15 protein-coding genes, 1 tRNA gene and 1 pseudogene are annotated in these 15224 nt (G+C 35.6%); 9 read left to right on the forward strand and 8 right to left on the reverse strand.

Going from position 1 to position 15224, the window contains the following annotated elements; genetic code table 11:
* Positions 1 to 252 precede the first annotated feature (252 nt).
* The 4 genes from NMG88_RS14110 to NMG88_RS14125 all read left to right on the forward strand — a co-directional run bounded on the left by NMG88_RS14110 (position 253) and on the right by NMG88_RS14125 (position 5015).
* A complete protein-coding gene (locus NMG88_RS14110; protein WP_042154574.1) occupies positions 253 to 1842 on the forward strand; it encodes a hypothetical protein in 1590 nt (529 codons plus the stop codon).
* Positions 1843 to 1904: 62 nt separating this feature from the next.
* On the forward strand, positions 1905 to 3593 hold the full coding sequence (locus NMG88_RS14115) for a glycosyltransferase family 39 protein (protein WP_254035546.1): 1689 nt from the start codon (positions 1905 to 1907) through the stop codon (positions 3591 to 3593).
* A gap of 41 nt (positions 3594 to 3634) precedes the next feature.
* Positions 3635 to 4387, forward strand: coding sequence for a hypothetical protein (locus NMG88_RS14120; RefSeq protein WP_026796703.1), 753 nt, complete (start codon positions 3635 to 3637; stop codon positions 4385 to 4387).
* Between the two features lie 40 nt (positions 4388 to 4427).
* Positions 4428 to 5015 (forward strand): Uma2 family endonuclease, encoded by a 588-nt coding sequence (locus NMG88_RS14125; RefSeq protein WP_254035547.1) that lies wholly within the window; start codon positions 4428 to 4430, stop codon positions 5013 to 5015.
* A 4-nt stretch (positions 5016 to 5019) separates the two neighbouring features.
* On the opposite strand, the gene NMG88_RS14130 is transcribed toward NMG88_RS14125, so the two are convergent.
* From NMG88_RS14130 to NMG88_RS14140, 3 genes and pseudogenes are all read right to left on the reverse strand, one after another.
* Positions 5020 to 5613, reverse strand: coding sequence for a TIGR04376 family protein (locus NMG88_RS14130; RefSeq protein WP_042154570.1), 594 nt, complete (start codon positions 5611 to 5613; stop codon positions 5020 to 5022).
* Between the two features lie 79 nt (positions 5614 to 5692).
* The gene (locus NMG88_RS14135; RefSeq protein WP_042154568.1) at positions 5693 to 6871 is read right to left on the reverse strand and encodes a hypothetical protein; all 1179 of its coding nucleotides are present in this window, start codon (positions 6869 to 6871) and stop codon (positions 5693 to 5695) included.
* A 147-nt stretch (positions 6872 to 7018) separates the two neighbouring features.
* Positions 7019 to 7199, reverse strand: a pseudogene (locus NMG88_RS14140) (nucleoside triphosphate pyrophosphohydrolase); the annotation flags it as partial.
* Positions 7200 to 7394: 195 nt separating this feature from the next.
* Here NMG88_RS14140 and NMG88_RS14145 point away from each other — a divergent pair.
* Positions 7395 to 7667, forward strand: coding sequence for a hypothetical protein (locus NMG88_RS14145; protein ID WP_254035548.1), 273 nt, complete (start codon positions 7395 to 7397; stop codon positions 7665 to 7667).
* Here NMG88_RS14145 and NMG88_RS14150 read toward each other — a convergent pair.
* Positions 7661 to 9046 carry a helix-turn-helix domain-containing protein gene (locus NMG88_RS14150; protein WP_254035549.1) on the reverse strand — a complete coding sequence of 462 codons (1386 nt, stop codon included), beginning with the start codon at positions 9044 to 9046 and terminating at the stop codon, positions 7661 to 7663. The two genes, NMG88_RS14145 and NMG88_RS14150, sit on opposite strands and share 7 nt — an antisense overlap.
* A gap of 223 nt (positions 9047 to 9269) precedes the next feature.
* Between NMG88_RS14150 and NMG88_RS14155 the strand changes: the two genes are divergently transcribed.
* Positions 9270 to 9605, forward strand: coding sequence for a hypothetical protein (locus tag NMG88_RS14155; RefSeq protein ID WP_254035550.1), 336 nt, complete (start codon positions 9270 to 9272; stop codon positions 9603 to 9605).
* Between the two features lie 35 nt (positions 9606 to 9640).
* On the forward strand, positions 9641 to 11071 hold the full coding sequence (locus tag NMG88_RS14160; RefSeq protein WP_254035551.1) for an ABC transporter ATP-binding protein/permease: 1431 nt from the start codon (positions 9641 to 9643) through the stop codon (positions 11069 to 11071).
* Positions 11072 to 11093: 22 nt separating this feature from the next.
* Here the strand turns inward: NMG88_RS14160 and NMG88_RS14165 are convergent, their stop codons facing one another.
* From NMG88_RS14165 to NMG88_RS14175, 3 genes are read right to left on the reverse strand one after another with little or no spacing between them, the layout of a single operon-like run.
* Complete coding sequence (locus NMG88_RS14165) at positions 11094 to 11327, reverse strand: hypothetical protein (RefSeq protein WP_254035552.1); 234 nt, start codon at positions 11325 to 11327, stop codon at positions 11094 to 11096.
* A gap of 53 nt (positions 11328 to 11380) precedes the next feature.
* Positions 11381 to 12205: a nucleoside triphosphate pyrophosphohydrolase gene (mazG, locus tag NMG88_RS14170; RefSeq protein WP_026796710.1), complete on the reverse strand. Its 825-nt coding sequence runs from the start codon at positions 12203 to 12205 to the stop codon at positions 11381 to 11383.
* 33 nt (positions 12206 to 12238) lie between these two features.
* On the reverse strand, positions 12239 to 12910 hold the full coding sequence (locus NMG88_RS14175; RefSeq protein WP_072005202.1) for a metal-binding protein: 672 nt from the start codon (positions 12908 to 12910) through the stop codon (positions 12239 to 12241).
* Between the two features lie 76 nt (positions 12911 to 12986).
* On the opposite strand from NMG88_RS14175, the gene NMG88_RS14180 reads away from it, so the two are divergent.
* Positions 12987 to 13058: transfer RNA gene (locus tag NMG88_RS14180), tRNA-Val, on the forward strand.
* A gap of 51 nt (positions 13059 to 13109) precedes the next feature.
* Positions 13110 to 14411, forward strand: a complete 1302-nt coding sequence (locus NMG88_RS14185) for a PQQ-dependent sugar dehydrogenase (protein ID WP_254035553.1) — start codon at positions 13110 to 13112, stop codon at positions 14409 to 14411.
* Between the two features lie 68 nt (positions 14412 to 14479).
* On the opposite strand, the gene NMG88_RS14190 is transcribed toward NMG88_RS14185, so the two are convergent.
* The gene (locus tag NMG88_RS14190; protein ID WP_042154564.1) at positions 14480 to 15151 is read right to left on the reverse strand and encodes a Uma2 family endonuclease; all 672 of its coding nucleotides are present in this window, start codon (positions 15149 to 15151) and stop codon (positions 14480 to 14482) included.
* Positions 15152 to 15224 lie beyond the last annotated feature (73 nt).

Raw genomic sequence — 15224 nt, forward strand, 5'->3', positions numbered from 1 at the left:
TTGAAAGACTTAAACATCTCAATTCTTAGATTTTCCCTGGTTTGGGAAAGGGGGAAATGGACAGTAACCCGTCTATGCTCAAAAATAGCATGGCTAGTTTCCACCCTAGAAATTATAGGTAATTTTACTATCTGTAGATTCAGAATTTATTGTCTGGAAGACTGAGGAAATCAGAAAAATAAGATAGCGATCGCGCCTTTTTTGGTACAATGGCGGTAATTTGTTTGGTGCAACTAACAGCGACTATTAACCGTGAGTAAAGATTTATTTGCCCGTGAAGCCTTAACTCAAATTCCTAAAATTTTAACGTTATTGGATAGAAATCCCCATAGTCCAACCTATGGCTGTTTTGATCGAAATTTTTGGCATTATAAAACTAAAGATTTTGCCAATGGTAGAATGCAAGAATTAGTATTACCTCTGGCTTTAGTTTATGATCTACCTATTTCTGATAATCCCTATTATCAACAACCTGCGATTAAAACCTGGGTAGAATCGGGTATTATTTACCAGACTAATAACGTTTATAATGATGGTTTTTGTGATCAAAATTTTCCATTAGAACATTCTACGAACGCCACGGCTTTTTCCCTATTTGCAGGTTTAGAAAGTTATCATTTATTGGGGTTAATGAATTATGAAGCCCTACAATGTTTTGAACATCAAGCCCAGGGGTTAGCCCATCGTAAATTTAGTCAGAGTGCGAGTCAAGAAGCGTTAATTCTTCTGTGTTTAGAGCGTTTGGGTCAAATGTTACAAACCTCTAAATGGCATCGAATTAAAGCCTCTCGTTTAGAACGGTTATTATCTTTACAAAGTCAGGAAGGATGGTTTAAAGAAAGTGATACGTTTGATCCAGGTTATCATAGCTTAACCATTTCTTTTTTAGCTCAATTAGATGATTTGAGATCGGATTTACGGTTAAAAGAGTCCTTAATTAAAGCCGTAGAATTAGCTGCCTATTTTATTCATCCCGATGGGTCGCATGGTGGGGAATATGGCAGTTTGAATACCTATCAATTTTTTCCCTATGGGTTTGAATTGGTGGGGGAATGGCTACCGGATGCGCTACGAATTAATGACCGATTTTTACAAGGAATTAAAAATGGTTTATCCGCTTGTTATGGGGATGATTATTCGTTAGGAAATCAGGTTTGGAATTATTTACTTACTTGGCGCGATTTTGTCCCTGGAAGACCCCAACCTTTAGCGCGAGATGTAGCAAGTATTTGGTTAAAGGAAGCAGAAATTTTAATTAAACGTCGTCCCCATGTTGAATTATATGTAGCTTTAAATAAAGGCGGAGTTTTTAAACTATTTCGGGAAAATAAACTGCTATTATCAGATACTCATTTTTCCCTTAAGGTTCGTCAGGGTCGTCAAATTAAAAATGCTGTAGCCCATTTAATGAGTGCTTATACAATTCATGTTGAACAGGATGATATTTTAATTGAAGGAGGATTAAGTTGGGTTAAATCTAATCAATTATCTTCGTTTAAATTAGTTTTAATGCGAGTTTTAATGTTAATATTAGGTAGGTTTTTCTCAAAGCAAATTCAGAGGTTAAATAGTTCTAAAATTGTTCTAGGAAAACAAGATACACCCTTTAGATTTACCCGGCGATTTCGTTGGGAAAAAAATCAATGGCAGATTATTGATGAATTATATGCTGATTCTTGGCGAGGGGTGATTTCCGCCGGAATAGGTTGTGATCAAACTTCGATGGATATTCCCCTAAGTCGCACATTTCAACGGGGACAATTACAACCCTGGTTAGATGTAACCGATGAGATTAGAAAGTTAACTCCAGGTCAATGTTTGAAATTAGAAAGACGGTTTTAAGAAATAATTTGTTTTTATCATGGGTTTACTTTGTGTGAGGATTATTTTCAGTGATTAAAATAATGAATAACCGATGGTTTCATCCTGCTTTACTATTATTTTGGGTAGGACTAGGAATTTTATTGCGCTTTCTGGGTTTAGGAAATAAGTCAGCATCTAGTATTGAAATTTCCACTTTAGTATTTAGTTTGGGTCACGGTCTAAAAACTATTCCTTTAGATCAAATTATTTCAGCAGATATTTTATTATCGCCTTTGCGGTTTGAAACTGCTAGTCAACCGGCGGATATTCTTAATCATTTATTGAGTGAAAGTAATCATCCCCCCTTATATTTTTTAATCAATCATTTCTGGATGAATTTATTTTCCAATCAGGGAGAATTAGTTTCTTTAACGGTGGCGCGTGCTCTCAGTTCTATTTTAGGGGTTTTATCAATTCCGGCTATTTTTATTTTAAGTTATTTTGCCTTTAGGTCGCTGATTTTTGCTCAAATTACCGCCGGATTAATGGCGGTTTCTCCCTACGGAATTTATTTATCACAGGAAGCCAGACATTATACATTAACCATACTTTTTATCATCGCATCTTTAGGCTATTTAGTCAAGGCAATTAGAAGTTTAGAGGGAGACAAATCTTTATCTATGATTCAAGTCATAGGTTGGATTATTGTGAATGGATTAGGAATAGCCAGTCACTATTTTTTTATAGTTTTTTTAGGGTCATCAGGGTTAGTTATAGGGGGATTTTGGTTAAAGGATTGGCGAAATAAATTAGGCATATTTAGACCATCTTGGCTGAGGATTTATGGAGTAATTTTAGGAACATTAATCAGTGGATTAGTTTGGATTCCAATTTTACAAAGTATTCCCAATGATCAACTCACAGACTGGATAGAAACTCAATTTAAGGGATTAGGATTTATAGAGCCTTTATTTCGGTTATTTGCTTGGTTAATTACCCAAATATTTTTATTACCCGTCGAAGCAACACCAATAATTATAACTATAATTTCAGCCGTGATTTTATTAACGGTTTTCCTTTGGATTAGTCCGGGTATAATTCAAGGAATTAGGTTAAATTTTCAATCCTCCGAAACTCAACTAGAGACTAAAATTTTTTCTGGTGTGTTTATTAGTATTATTTTACTGTTTTTAATTTTAATCTATGGACTCCAAAAGGATGTATCCCTGGCGGCTAGATATCAATTTGTTAGCTTTCCTGTGTTTATTTTAATTTTGGGTTCCGCATTGGGTATAATTTGGAAAAATCCCACACTTGCTAATTATTCTTGGGTTTCACTTCCGCCTATTTTGCAAGCGAATGGCAAAAAAATTGTGATTGTCACCTTAATCATGGGATGTTTGGGTGCTTTAACGGTTGCGGGAAATTATGGGTTTCAAAAATCCCAAAGATCGGATCTTTTAGCAAGTTATATTATTAATCAAGCTAAAACATCTGTGATTATTGCTACAACCCAACAAACCCACGCAGAAACTCGATCTTTGATGGGATTAGGATTAGAATTTAAGCGTCAGCAGGCTAAAAATTTACCTGAATTTATGTTAGTGAAAAAAACAGATACTCCTTCCCCTACTTTTACAAATGCTTTAACTAAAGTTCAACGTCCCTTTGAGTTATGGGCGGTGAATTTAAAAGATAATACGGATTTTAGTCAATTCCGGTGTCAACAAGATCCCCGTCCTCAACCTAAATTTAATGGATATAGATATCGACGATATTATTGTCGATAGTTGGGTTATGATTTGAGGTTGATCAAATAGGATAAGTTCAAATGCAATTATCTCTAACCCTGTCTCCGATAAAATTAGCTAAACGCCTAACAATGGGAGTAGGATTTTTTACTTTCACCAGTATTCTGATACAAATTGGTAGGTTTGGATTTAACTATCGAAAAGATTGGACAGCGATGTTTAATGTTGATCGAGAAATGAATTTACCCACTTGGTTTAGTGCATTTATGTTAGCGTTTTGTGCTTGGTTATTGGGGGCGATCGCCTCTGCAAAACAAGCTGAACTTGAACAACAAAACAGCTTAACTGATCCTAATGATAATTCTTCGGTAAAATATCGTTATTTCCAACAATGGAAATGGTTATCAATTATTTTTTGGTTATTCGCTATTGATGAAGTAGCTACCATTCATGAAATTCTAATTATTCCTGATATTGCTAAAGGGTTAAATTTACCACCTTTTTTACGTTCAATGTGGGTAATTCCAGGCATAATTTTAGTCATAGTTTTTCTGCGTAAATACTGGAAATTTTGGTTACATCTTCCCCGAAAAACCCGTGATCATTTTATTTTAGCAGCATCTTTATATATTGGCGGAGCTTTATTTATGGAAATGGTTGGGAGTGTGGTGGCGTTTTATTACCATCAACAAAGTCTAATTTATTCATTAGTAGCCATTGTCGAGGAAATCATGGAAATGATGGGAGTAATTGTGTTTATGTATGGACTGTTAGTTTATATTCGAGAATGGCAAGAAAAAATTGATCTTGAGATTAAAATTTTGCCACAATAGGCTATATAATAAAAGGATATGATTTAAGTGGGAGCATAATATGGTTATGCAAGTGAAACCTCTCCTCTATTCTCCAGAAGAGTATTTCAAACTCGAAGAAACCGCAGAATTTAAACATGAATATCGAGATGGAGACATTATTCCCATGAGTGGAGGTACAACAAATCATAATCAAATTATAGTGAATCTTTGCGCTCATTTATATTTTGCTCTAAGAAAACAAAATTATCGGGTATTTACCAGCGATGTCCGTCTATGGATAGCCGAACATCGGTTATACACCTATCCTGATTTAATGGTGATTAAAGGGGATGTTATTTATCACGAAAATCGCACGGATACGGTTTTAAACCCCTTAGTAATTATAGAAATTTTATCTGAATCAACGGGAAGTTATGATCGCGGAGATAAATTTAAGTATTATCGTTCTATTCCCGAATTTCAAGAATATATTTTAATCGATCAATATCAATATTCCGTCGAACAATTTGTAAAAACAGAAACGGGAAAATGGCAAGTTAATTTTTATGAGTCGGCGGATTCTATTTTAACATTAAGCACCCTTGACTTTTCCATCAATTTAACCGATCTCTATGAGCAAGTTAACTTTGAAACCTCAGAAGCATAAAATTCTAACGTCCCATATTCCGTTTCAAATCTTCTAATTCTTCATCCATTTCCCATTGTTTGAATTTCCGCTCTAAGGAATCATTAAAAGAATTAGAACTACCAGAGGATTTACTCTGATTCCAACCCTGGGTTTCCCTGGAATTTTGAGGGTTTTCTTGAGCTTTTGATTTGCTACGGTTAGCTTCAACTTCTGCGGCTTTAACCTTAACTTCTTTGTGACGTTGTTGAACTTGATAATAGACTTCTTTAGATTTTTGAATCCGGTCTTTAACTCCTTGCATTTGTCCCCAAAGTTGATTCCCTTGACGCAAAAATCCCGCCTCTCGCTCTTGAGCCGCCGCCACTAAATCTAAACGATTGGCTGCTTGTGCTTTTTGTACCCATTTATGCCATTTTTGGACATCTTGAGCCACTTCTAAAATTTCCGCTTGTAGCTTTTTTTCCTTTCGGTTCAACTCAGCAATTAATTTTAAGGTATCCTCCTCCTGTTCCCGCAACTGTTCTTCTAAAGCTTGCAATTCTAAATGAGGATTATCCTTGAGAAACTCCTCTAACCGAGTCTCTAAAAAATTACTAAAATCTTCAAATAAACCCATAATTAAATATTAAATAGAAAAGAACAGTAGAGACGTGCCACGGCGCGTCTCTCTCCCAGGATTAACTGAATTAACCCATTTAGAATTGTTGTCCCACAAAAATTGTTTTAACCTCCCCATTCCGACGAATAACGGCTTGCTGGTTTACCACTTCCACCAGTGACCAACCACTCGCACCAATGGTTTCACCGACATAAATCCGACGGGCTACTCCATTAATTTCAAACAGGGCCGCCGAACGATCGCCCAATTCCAGAGTTCCCACCAAGGTATGGGCCGTTATTGGGGCAGGGTTCGCTGCCGTTGGCTCTTGTGCTGGCGTTTCCGTTACCCCAGGTGAGGGGGGTAATGGAATAGTTGCCGCCGGGACTTCCTGCCGAACTTGAGGAGTTGTGGGAGTAACTTGGGTCGGTGTAGCGGGTTTAGCCTGGGTTGTGGGGGTTGAAGCTCCTGTTTTTGCAGGAGCTACGGGAGCAGCACCCGAACCTTGTCCACCTGGAACCGCAACAGAAGCAGGTGCGGGGGGCTGGGTTTGTTGTCCCTTAGCCAAGTTTTTCATCACCTGTTGAGACAGAGATGCGGTTTGATTAGAGGCATCTTGAATCGCCCCAGCCACTCGGTTAATAGCTGCGACGAGGTTATTGGTATCCACCACGGGAGCCGCGGGAGCCACGGGCGGAGTCCCAGGAACGGGCAGGGTCGGTAGGGTGGCATTGGCCACGGGAGGAGGTAATAGGGGCAAGCCTAACCTTGTTTGTTGATTCTGTTGTTCAATATTGGTTAGCGATCGCTCAATATAATTGGAAAATTGAATATCCGCTTTGGTCTTGGCATCTAATACGGGTTCGGGGGCAACCGCCACAGGTTCCGGGGCAAATAAACGCCCTAGCCCTCCCCTGGTCGCCAACCATAATAATAGTGTGATAAATAGCGATGAAAACGCCGCAATTAATAGAATCCGATCCAACGAGGTAGAGGGCTTTTTAACACTCGCATCGCGTAATTTGTCTTTGTCTTCTTCTTCCTCCCGTGGCATCGGGGGTAGAATAATTTGAGGGACTTTAATCGATTTTAGGGAGACAAATTCTGATTTGACCGCTTCCTTGGGCAGCCGAGATTTTCCCTCGATCGCCCGATCAACATCAGAAAAAAGGTCATCCATCAGTTCATCGGCCCATGCTTCTACCGATATTGGTGCTTTGGCAATTGGCACTTGGGAGAATTCCAACCGGGTTTTACTCATTGTTTCTTGAGGCATTGATCGCTCCTGTTATCTGTAAATCCTTAACCTCGATTTATTGATGATACAGCTATTTTATTGATATTTTTATATCATTTCCGACATTTAGCCCATTGTTGAACTAAAAATTAGACTTTATTTCTGGGCTAGGATAGCTTTTGCTTGTTACCAGAGGGCGTCTAAATTCCTCTAAACTGTATTCCGATAAAGGGCGACCGCAATATTCCTCAACCTTGGATAACCTTTTAATAAAACGATGATTAGTTTCCTGTAACCCAATATGGGGATCTAAATCATACCAACGGGCTAAATTAATTAAGACAAATAAAATATCCCCTAATTCTGCTGTTTATCCTCAAAAGATAATTGGTCAATTTTTTCGGCAAATTCACGAACTTCTAAAGATGGCATAATAACTTACCACAAATAAATATTGATAAATTTCTCCTATTATAGCATTATTTTGAATGTTATGCTAAAATAGGTTAAAAAAGTACAGAGTCAGATAGCTATTATTATATACTTGAATCCAGTTTTAATCATGCAAAATTCAACTTTACCCAAACTTGAAACTTTACCTGAAAATTTTTCCTTAGAAGGAATAATTAGCATTACCTTAATAGAAGGAATTACTATCTTTCGTGCTTCTGAAAAGATTCAAAGTAGAATTGAAACTTTACTTGAGAGACAAAAGAAAGCAGTATTAACTCTTGAAGAAGAAAAAGAATTAGATGCTTATGAAGAATTAGATGATTATTTAAGTTTAGTAAATCGGACGATTCGCAATCTTTATAATTATTACACAGATCAGTAATTATTAGATTTTTCTCCTATTGTTCTCACATACTCCCGAAAAAGAAAGGACAAATTAAATAAAATTGTATCGACTTTAATTTTACTAACTAAATACCGTTGTTGTAAAGATTTTAACCCATTAATTAAGTCCATTGAGGACAAGTCTAAATGTTGTCTTAAATCTTCTCTGGAAACAGGTTGCTCAAATTTGCTCAATTCTAAAACAATTTTTTCTTCGACGGGTGAAAGTCTGTTGAATAATTGCTTAAAGTGCGATCGCATTTCTTTAGTAATTACCAAACTATCCTCAGCTAAAAACTCAGCCACATCCCCATCAAAAACATCTTTAATTAAAAGAGCAATATCTTTCAAATACATCGGATTTCCTTGATATTTTTCAATCAATTTTAACCCGCTATCCTGATCTTGTTTTAATCCTATCCCTGACAAAATTTCTCCATCCTCTAAACCGGATAATTTTAAAGATTTTATCGGATATAATTCCTCATCCAAACATTCCATTTCCGCACATTGTTCTTGACTAATTAAAATTAGATGACTTTGATGTTCAACTTCTGTTACCATTTTAAAAAAATTTTGATAATCTTGATAAACACCTTGATATTGTCCAGAAAATTCACCCTGGGTAAAAATATTATGAACGTCATCAAGGATAATCAAACATTTTTTATCCGTGAAAACATCAAATAATTGCTTTAAATTATCATCTATAGTTGCTTTTAATTCTTGCTTACAAGCATTTAATAAATCATTCATAAGTAATTCTAAAGGTTTGGGATATTTTAAACTTTTCCAGATAATTACCTCAAATTTATCTAAATTCAAATCAACCCATCTTTTAACTAGAGTCGTTTTTCCTATTCCAGATAATCCTAAAACTGAAATTAAACGAATATTATTATCTAATATCCAACTAGAAAGGGCTTTAAGTTCTGATTCTCTATTATAAAAATTTATTATTTTGGGAGTTAAGTTTAAATCATAATTAGTTGATTTAAACTTATTATTAGTTAATATTTGGTGATTATCTTGCTTGGAATCATATAGTATTGATGGACTATAATTAAAACTATGATTACTACCACTTACATGACAAATACGCTGATTTTGAGATGATAAAATATTTAACCTATTAAAAGTAGAACGAAAATTAGTCTTTTCAATATCTTCTCCTAATTCTTCAGATAACAATTGTAATAATTTGGCAGCGATATTTCTAACCCTACTCTCACTACGGTTGCATTCATCAGCAATTTCCTGATAGCTCTGGCCGTCCCAAACTCCCTTAATAATTGATTCTTGGAGATCATCTAAGTGTTTTCCCTTCTTGGCAAAAATTAACTGATCAGCAAATTGTAAAATTTCTGTCATAGTCATAAGATCCCCTCATGGTAAGGATTTCATCTATTATACACTTCTTAATAAAGATATTTCAAGATAGTTTAAGATATTACAGTAAATATTCTGTAACAAAAGATAAGATAAAATAATATACCTTACACTAGAAAAAATAAGTTTTTTGATCTATAATATTCACAACAGCTAACCTACTTATCCTAATTTAACCCCCGTCTGTATTGTTTAAATGGATTCAAAAATTATGTCTTTTCAATCTGGCAATGATAATCTTGATCAAGCTAAAAATAGTATATTTTCTTCTTTCAAAGAAGGGTTTATATTACAGTTATCTGATGTGATTAAATGGTTGGGAAGAATCAGCGTTATAGCTATACCAATTTTAATCTTATGGTTTTCCAAAGGAACAAGTGTTGGCGATCATTGTATCATGAGTTTCCCAAATGTCCCAATTATAGGAGGAGTAATTACATCAGTAGGACTGCTTTTGATGTTAGGAAACCCTTTCATTGCTATTTTGGCAGGAACCTTTTTAGGAGTAATTCTTAATATTCCTTTTGTTCAGCAGTTATTGTGTTAAGTATATGTAAGTTAATGTACCTTGAGGGAAAAAACATGAATGTAGTACAACTAAAGAATATATCCAAAAGTTTTAATCAATCTCTATTCAAAAGAAAAGAGATATTAACAGAGATTAATCTTAATATTCAACAAGGTGAGTTTGTTGTTTTAAAAGGGGCAAATGGTTCGGGAAAAACCACTTTACTTAATCTAATTTTAGGACTTTTAGCACCCACTCAAGGGGAAGTTAAGTTATTTGGGGAAAATCCTAAAAGTTTTCACTCAAAAATCCGCCTTGGTGTAGTTTTACAAAAAGTTTCCCTTCCTAAACATTTAACAGTTAAAGAATTAGTAAACTTATTAAGAAGTTATTATCCTAATCCTTTATCAACCGAAGAAATTTTAAGCACGGTTAATCTCAAATTAAAAGAGAATAATTGGGCTTCAAAATTGTCTGGGGGTGAAGAACAAAGGTTATTTTTTGCTTTAGCTTTAGCAGGTAATCCAGAATTATTAATTTTAGATGAACCCACCAGAAATTTAGATGAAGAAGGATTTATTGAATTTTGGGAACAAATCAAAATCTGTCGTGAAAAAAATATTACTATCCTAATGGTGACAAATAATCAAGCAGATTTTACATATTTAGATAACTTAGTTACTAAATATGTAATTTTAAAAGAGGGTAAATTAGAGGAAAATATTATTAAGACAGTTTTGGTAGAGGAAAAAGAATCATCCAAATTCAAGGAAACAAACAGAAAAATTAATTATACTTATCTTTTGTTAAAACAGACTTATGCTGAATTATTACAGCTTGTGAGAACACCATTGTATTTATTGGGGATTTTTCTGCTTCCTTCTCTAATTGTCCTTTTCCCCATGAATCAAAAATCCGCTAAAGTCATGTTAATATTTTTTTGTGGACTAATGTTATTAATATTAGCAATTGAAAGATTAGGAAAAAGAATTGCTATTGAAAGAGTAGAAGGATGGTTAAAGTTATTAAAAGTTACCCCACTTCCTCCCAGTGTATTTTTCAGAGCTAAAATTATTATTACTTTGTTACTTTCGACAATTATTTTATCGTTAATGTTTGTTTTTGGAGCATTCAAGCTAGGAATTGATGAGACTTTAATAAATTGGTTGGCGATGTTTTTATCTTTGCTTTTGGGCATAATTCCTTTTGCTATTTTTGGTTTAGCAATGGGTTATTTATTTAATCCTAAAAGTCTTGATTCTATTGTTGGTTTATCTGTTCCAGTTGCTGTGTTAACTTGTGGTTTACCAATTTCAAAAGCAAAATGGTTTAGCGATCTAATAGATTTTTCTCCTGTGTATCACTATGGTCAATTAGTTTTGTACAGTGCTAATATAAAAAACGATAATAATATCATATTACATCTTTTATCTTTAGGAGTATTTAGTTTGATTTTTTATCTTGTATCTATTTGGGCTTATAAAAAAGATCAATCTTTGAATTAATAAAGATTAAATTCTTCTATCATTAATTTAATCTCTGATCATGATTGATTGCTGTATCAGTATAACCGCTTCCTGGTACAGCAGGAGTAATATTAAATGTCTTTTTAACCTCATTCGTCAAAGAGTTAGATGGGCTCAGTTCAGAATTGTGAGAAGTAGTAATTTCTTGCATTAATTGTTGTAATAACCATTGTTTATCCTCAAGGGATAACTGGTTAATTTTTTCGGCAAATTCACGAACTTCTAAAGAGGGCATAGCAACTTACCAAAACTATTAATAAACCTCCTCTATTTTAGCACAATTAGGCTTTATTTCTGGGCTAGGATAGCTTTTGCTTGTTGCCAGAGGGCGTCTAATTCCTCTAAACTGTATTCTGATAAGGGGCGATCGCAATATTCCTCAACCTTGGATAACCGTTTAATAAAACGATGATTAGTTTCCTGTAACCCAATATGGGGATCTAAATTATACCAACGGGCTAAATTAATTAAGACAAATAAAATATCCCCTAATTCTGCTTGTTGATGCTCTTTATCCGATCCTTGAATTGCTTCTTTAAATTCAGCAACTTCTTCCTCAAATTTATCCCAAACCCCCTCAATATTATCCCATTCAAAACCGATAGATGCAGCTTTTTGAGAAATTTTCATTCCGGCAATTAACGGGGGTAATTGTCGCGCATAACGGCTTAATTTAGAACTAAAAGTTTTAGTTTCGGGTGTTTCTCCTCGCTCATTTGATTTGATTTCTTCCCAATTTTGCCTAACTTCTTCGACACTATTAACTTCCACTGCCCCGAATACATGAGGATGGCGACGAATTAATTTTTCTGTAATATTATTGGCAATTTCTTCTAAGGAAAATTGATTTGATTCCCCGGCAATTTGGGCTTGTAAAATTACTTGTAATAGTAAATCCCCTAATTCATCAGCAATAGCATTTTGATCCCCGCTCCGAATTGCGTCTACTACTTCATAGGCTTCTTCAATAATATAGGGTACTAAAGTTTCTGGTGTTTGTTCCAAATCCCAAGGACATCCCCCCTCTGGCGATCGCAATTTGGCAACAACATCAATTAAGTTTTGTAGAGCGATTAATGTAGGATTCAGGGTAATATTTTCGGTGTTACTCATTTTAAATCCTTGAATTTTATGATCAAAAAAGGTTTATTTTTTAGGACGACGAGGAGATTTTTTAGCATTTGTGGGATTAGATTTTTGACGTTTGGGTTTAATTGGGGGAAGCTCCAATTGGGGAAATTCAGACACTTGACGCTTGGTTTTTTGGGGTTTGGGTGTTTCCCTGATCTCTGTTTGAGTTTTCCCTGTTTTTAGCCATTTTCTAAATTCTTTATATAAAGAGTTAGACCAGTCACTAAAAGAATGACTCATGGCTCCCATTTCTAATCCTAAATAAATGGCGATACATTCTCTGGGATAATTGGAGAGCGATCGCAAACTATTCTGCAATATTTCTAAAGGTTCCCTATTTAGTAATCCTAAATATTGTGCCACCATTAACCCCAAAAATCCCAAAATTCCCAGACCTCCTCCTAAATAAAGAATCCTCAACGCCGTCCCAATAAAGGGCCCATGGGATAAAAAGGAGCGATGGCGCAAACTGTTTTGGTAGGGCGCCCAGAAACACCGCAACATCCCCCACCGTTGAAACTGTCGGGAGTTGATATCTAAATCGGGGCCAAACATGAGGCCACTAAACAGGAAACTCCCCGTCACCAGAAAGGTGAGGTGACTGCTGCGGGTTTGGCTCCATGTTAAGCCCGCAATAAACGGTAAGCTCCAAAGGGTTATCTGGTCGTGGGTTTGACCTGATGGCATGGGGTGAAATGATCAATCATGAAAAATAGGGTTGTGATTCTAAAAGTTTATGCTATAATAGCTAAATGTGTTAATCGGGCGGTTAACTCAGCGGTAGAGTGCTTCCCTTACAAGGAAGAGGCCACAAGTTCGAATCTTGTACCGCCCATGATTTTAAATCTTAATAGAATTCATCAACTCGAATAATAGCAGGGTAATTATGTCCAAATTACGTTATTTTCCCTTATTATTTTTAGGATTATTAATCGGTTGTCAACAAAATAGCGATCGCACCCCAACAAATTCCTCCATTTCCGTTGCGACCGCAACCCAAAATAATATTACCATAAAACCATTATCCCCCCAACCAATTCGGATTAATTTAGAAGACTTACCGCCACCTTTCCATAGTGAGAGTGCATCTAAACCTCCCCAAGTTATTCCCATTCCTAATAACCCCGTTTTAAATGTTCCCCCCGGATTTAAAGTTAATATCTTTGCCGAAAATTTAGATAATCCTCGCTGGTTAGCCTTAACTCCCGATGGTGATGTATTAGTAACAGAAACCAAACAAAACCGGATTCGGTTATTAAAAGATACCAACAAAGATGGGGTAGCTGATCAAATTACAACCTTTGCAGACAGCAAAAATGGCTTAAATATTCCCTTTGGAATGGCATTTTCACCCGGTTATTTTTTCTTGGGAAATACAGACGAAGTTAGACGTTATTCCTATAATAATCAACAGCAACTCACGGGAACAGGCGAAAAAATAGCGGAGTTACCTGGAGGCGGATATAACCAACATTGGACACGCAATGTTATTGTTTCTCCTAACAATCAAAAACTCTATGTTTCCATTGGTTCAAAAACAAATGTCAGTCAAGAAAATCCTCCCCGTGCATCAATTCAAGTGATGAATTTAGACGGGTCTAATCAACAAACATTTGCTTATGGATTAAGAAATCCTGTGGGGTTAGACTTTCATCCAGAAACCAAAGAACTTTATACAACTGTTAATGAAAGGGATGGGTTAGGAGATGATTTAGTTCCTGATTATTTTACCCGTATTCGTTCAGGAGAATTCTATGGCTGGCCCTATAGTTATTTTACACCTAATAATTTAGATCCGCGTCATGTTCAAAATGGTCAAAGTGTCCGCCGGGATTTAGTTAAAAAAACCTTAAAACCCGATGTTTTATTTCAAGCCCATTCGGCGGCTTTAGGATTACAATTTTATGATGGTAATACCTTCCCAGAACCCTATAAAAAAGGCGCATTTGTAGCGTTTAGAGGTAGTTGGAATCGCAATTCTGGTACGGGATATAAATTAGTTTTTATTCCTTTTAATCAAGGTCGTCCCCAGGGATATTACGAGGAATTTTTAACTGGATTTTTAGTTAATCCTGCTATTCCTGAAACTTGGGGTCGTCCGGTGGGTTTATTAGTATTACCCGATGGCAGTTTAATTTTTACTGAAGAAAGTAACGGCTGGATTTATCGGGTTCAATATTCTCCATAGATTGGGTTGAGAATAATATGAAATCTGATTATAAATGCTACAGATGATCCCCCCTGTTCCCTCCCCACCTAGCTCCCGGGGGCTGTTCCGGTGTTCCCTGCTATATACGTCTTTTTAATCCAGCTTCTAAATTTTTTCATTGTGGCGTTTCGTCCCAATATTTTAATTTTTTGTAAATATTGGGGAATAATATCAGTTAAGGGTAAATTAGGGAAGGTGGGACTGTATTGTGTTTCTTGATAGTTACCATCTTGCAAAATATAGATTTTTAATATGCCGTTTTCAAATCTCCAAAGTTCAGGAACCCCTAATGTGGCATAAATATTAAGATGGGTGCGGGAAGTAATATCAATTTCTAAAGCCAAATCTGGAGGGGGATCAATTGTTAAATCTAATCGGTTTTTATTTCTAATTAAAGCTTCATTTTGAATAAAAAAACAGTTATCTGGTTCTATTCCTTGTCGCATAAGTTGATTTTTGAATGTAGTTGAACCCAAAGGGAAAAATTCTATATCGAGTTCTTCTAGTAAAGCTTTGATCAAATCACTAACAAGTTCTTTGCTAAATTCATGTTCAGGTAAGGGAGTCATAATTTCTAAGGTTTCATTTGCATAAGCAATTCGGGATGAACGATGTTCACCTAATTCATCTAATAGGGTTTCAAATTCTTGCCAAGTAATCTGATTAAATATCACGGTTTGTCCAGGGGGAACGGTGATTTGTTTCAGTTCTAACAACATCGTTAAACCTTCGGTAACAATCAGGAGCCTAGTTAAATTGTAGAAGCAATTCCCCCGTTCCTCCCGAACCCAC

Origin of the sequence: Planktothrix agardhii, from assembly GCF_904830935.1 — a bacterium.
Taxonomy (GTDB): Bacteria; Cyanobacteriota; Cyanobacteriia; order Cyanobacteriales; family Microcoleaceae; genus Planktothrix; species Planktothrix agardhii.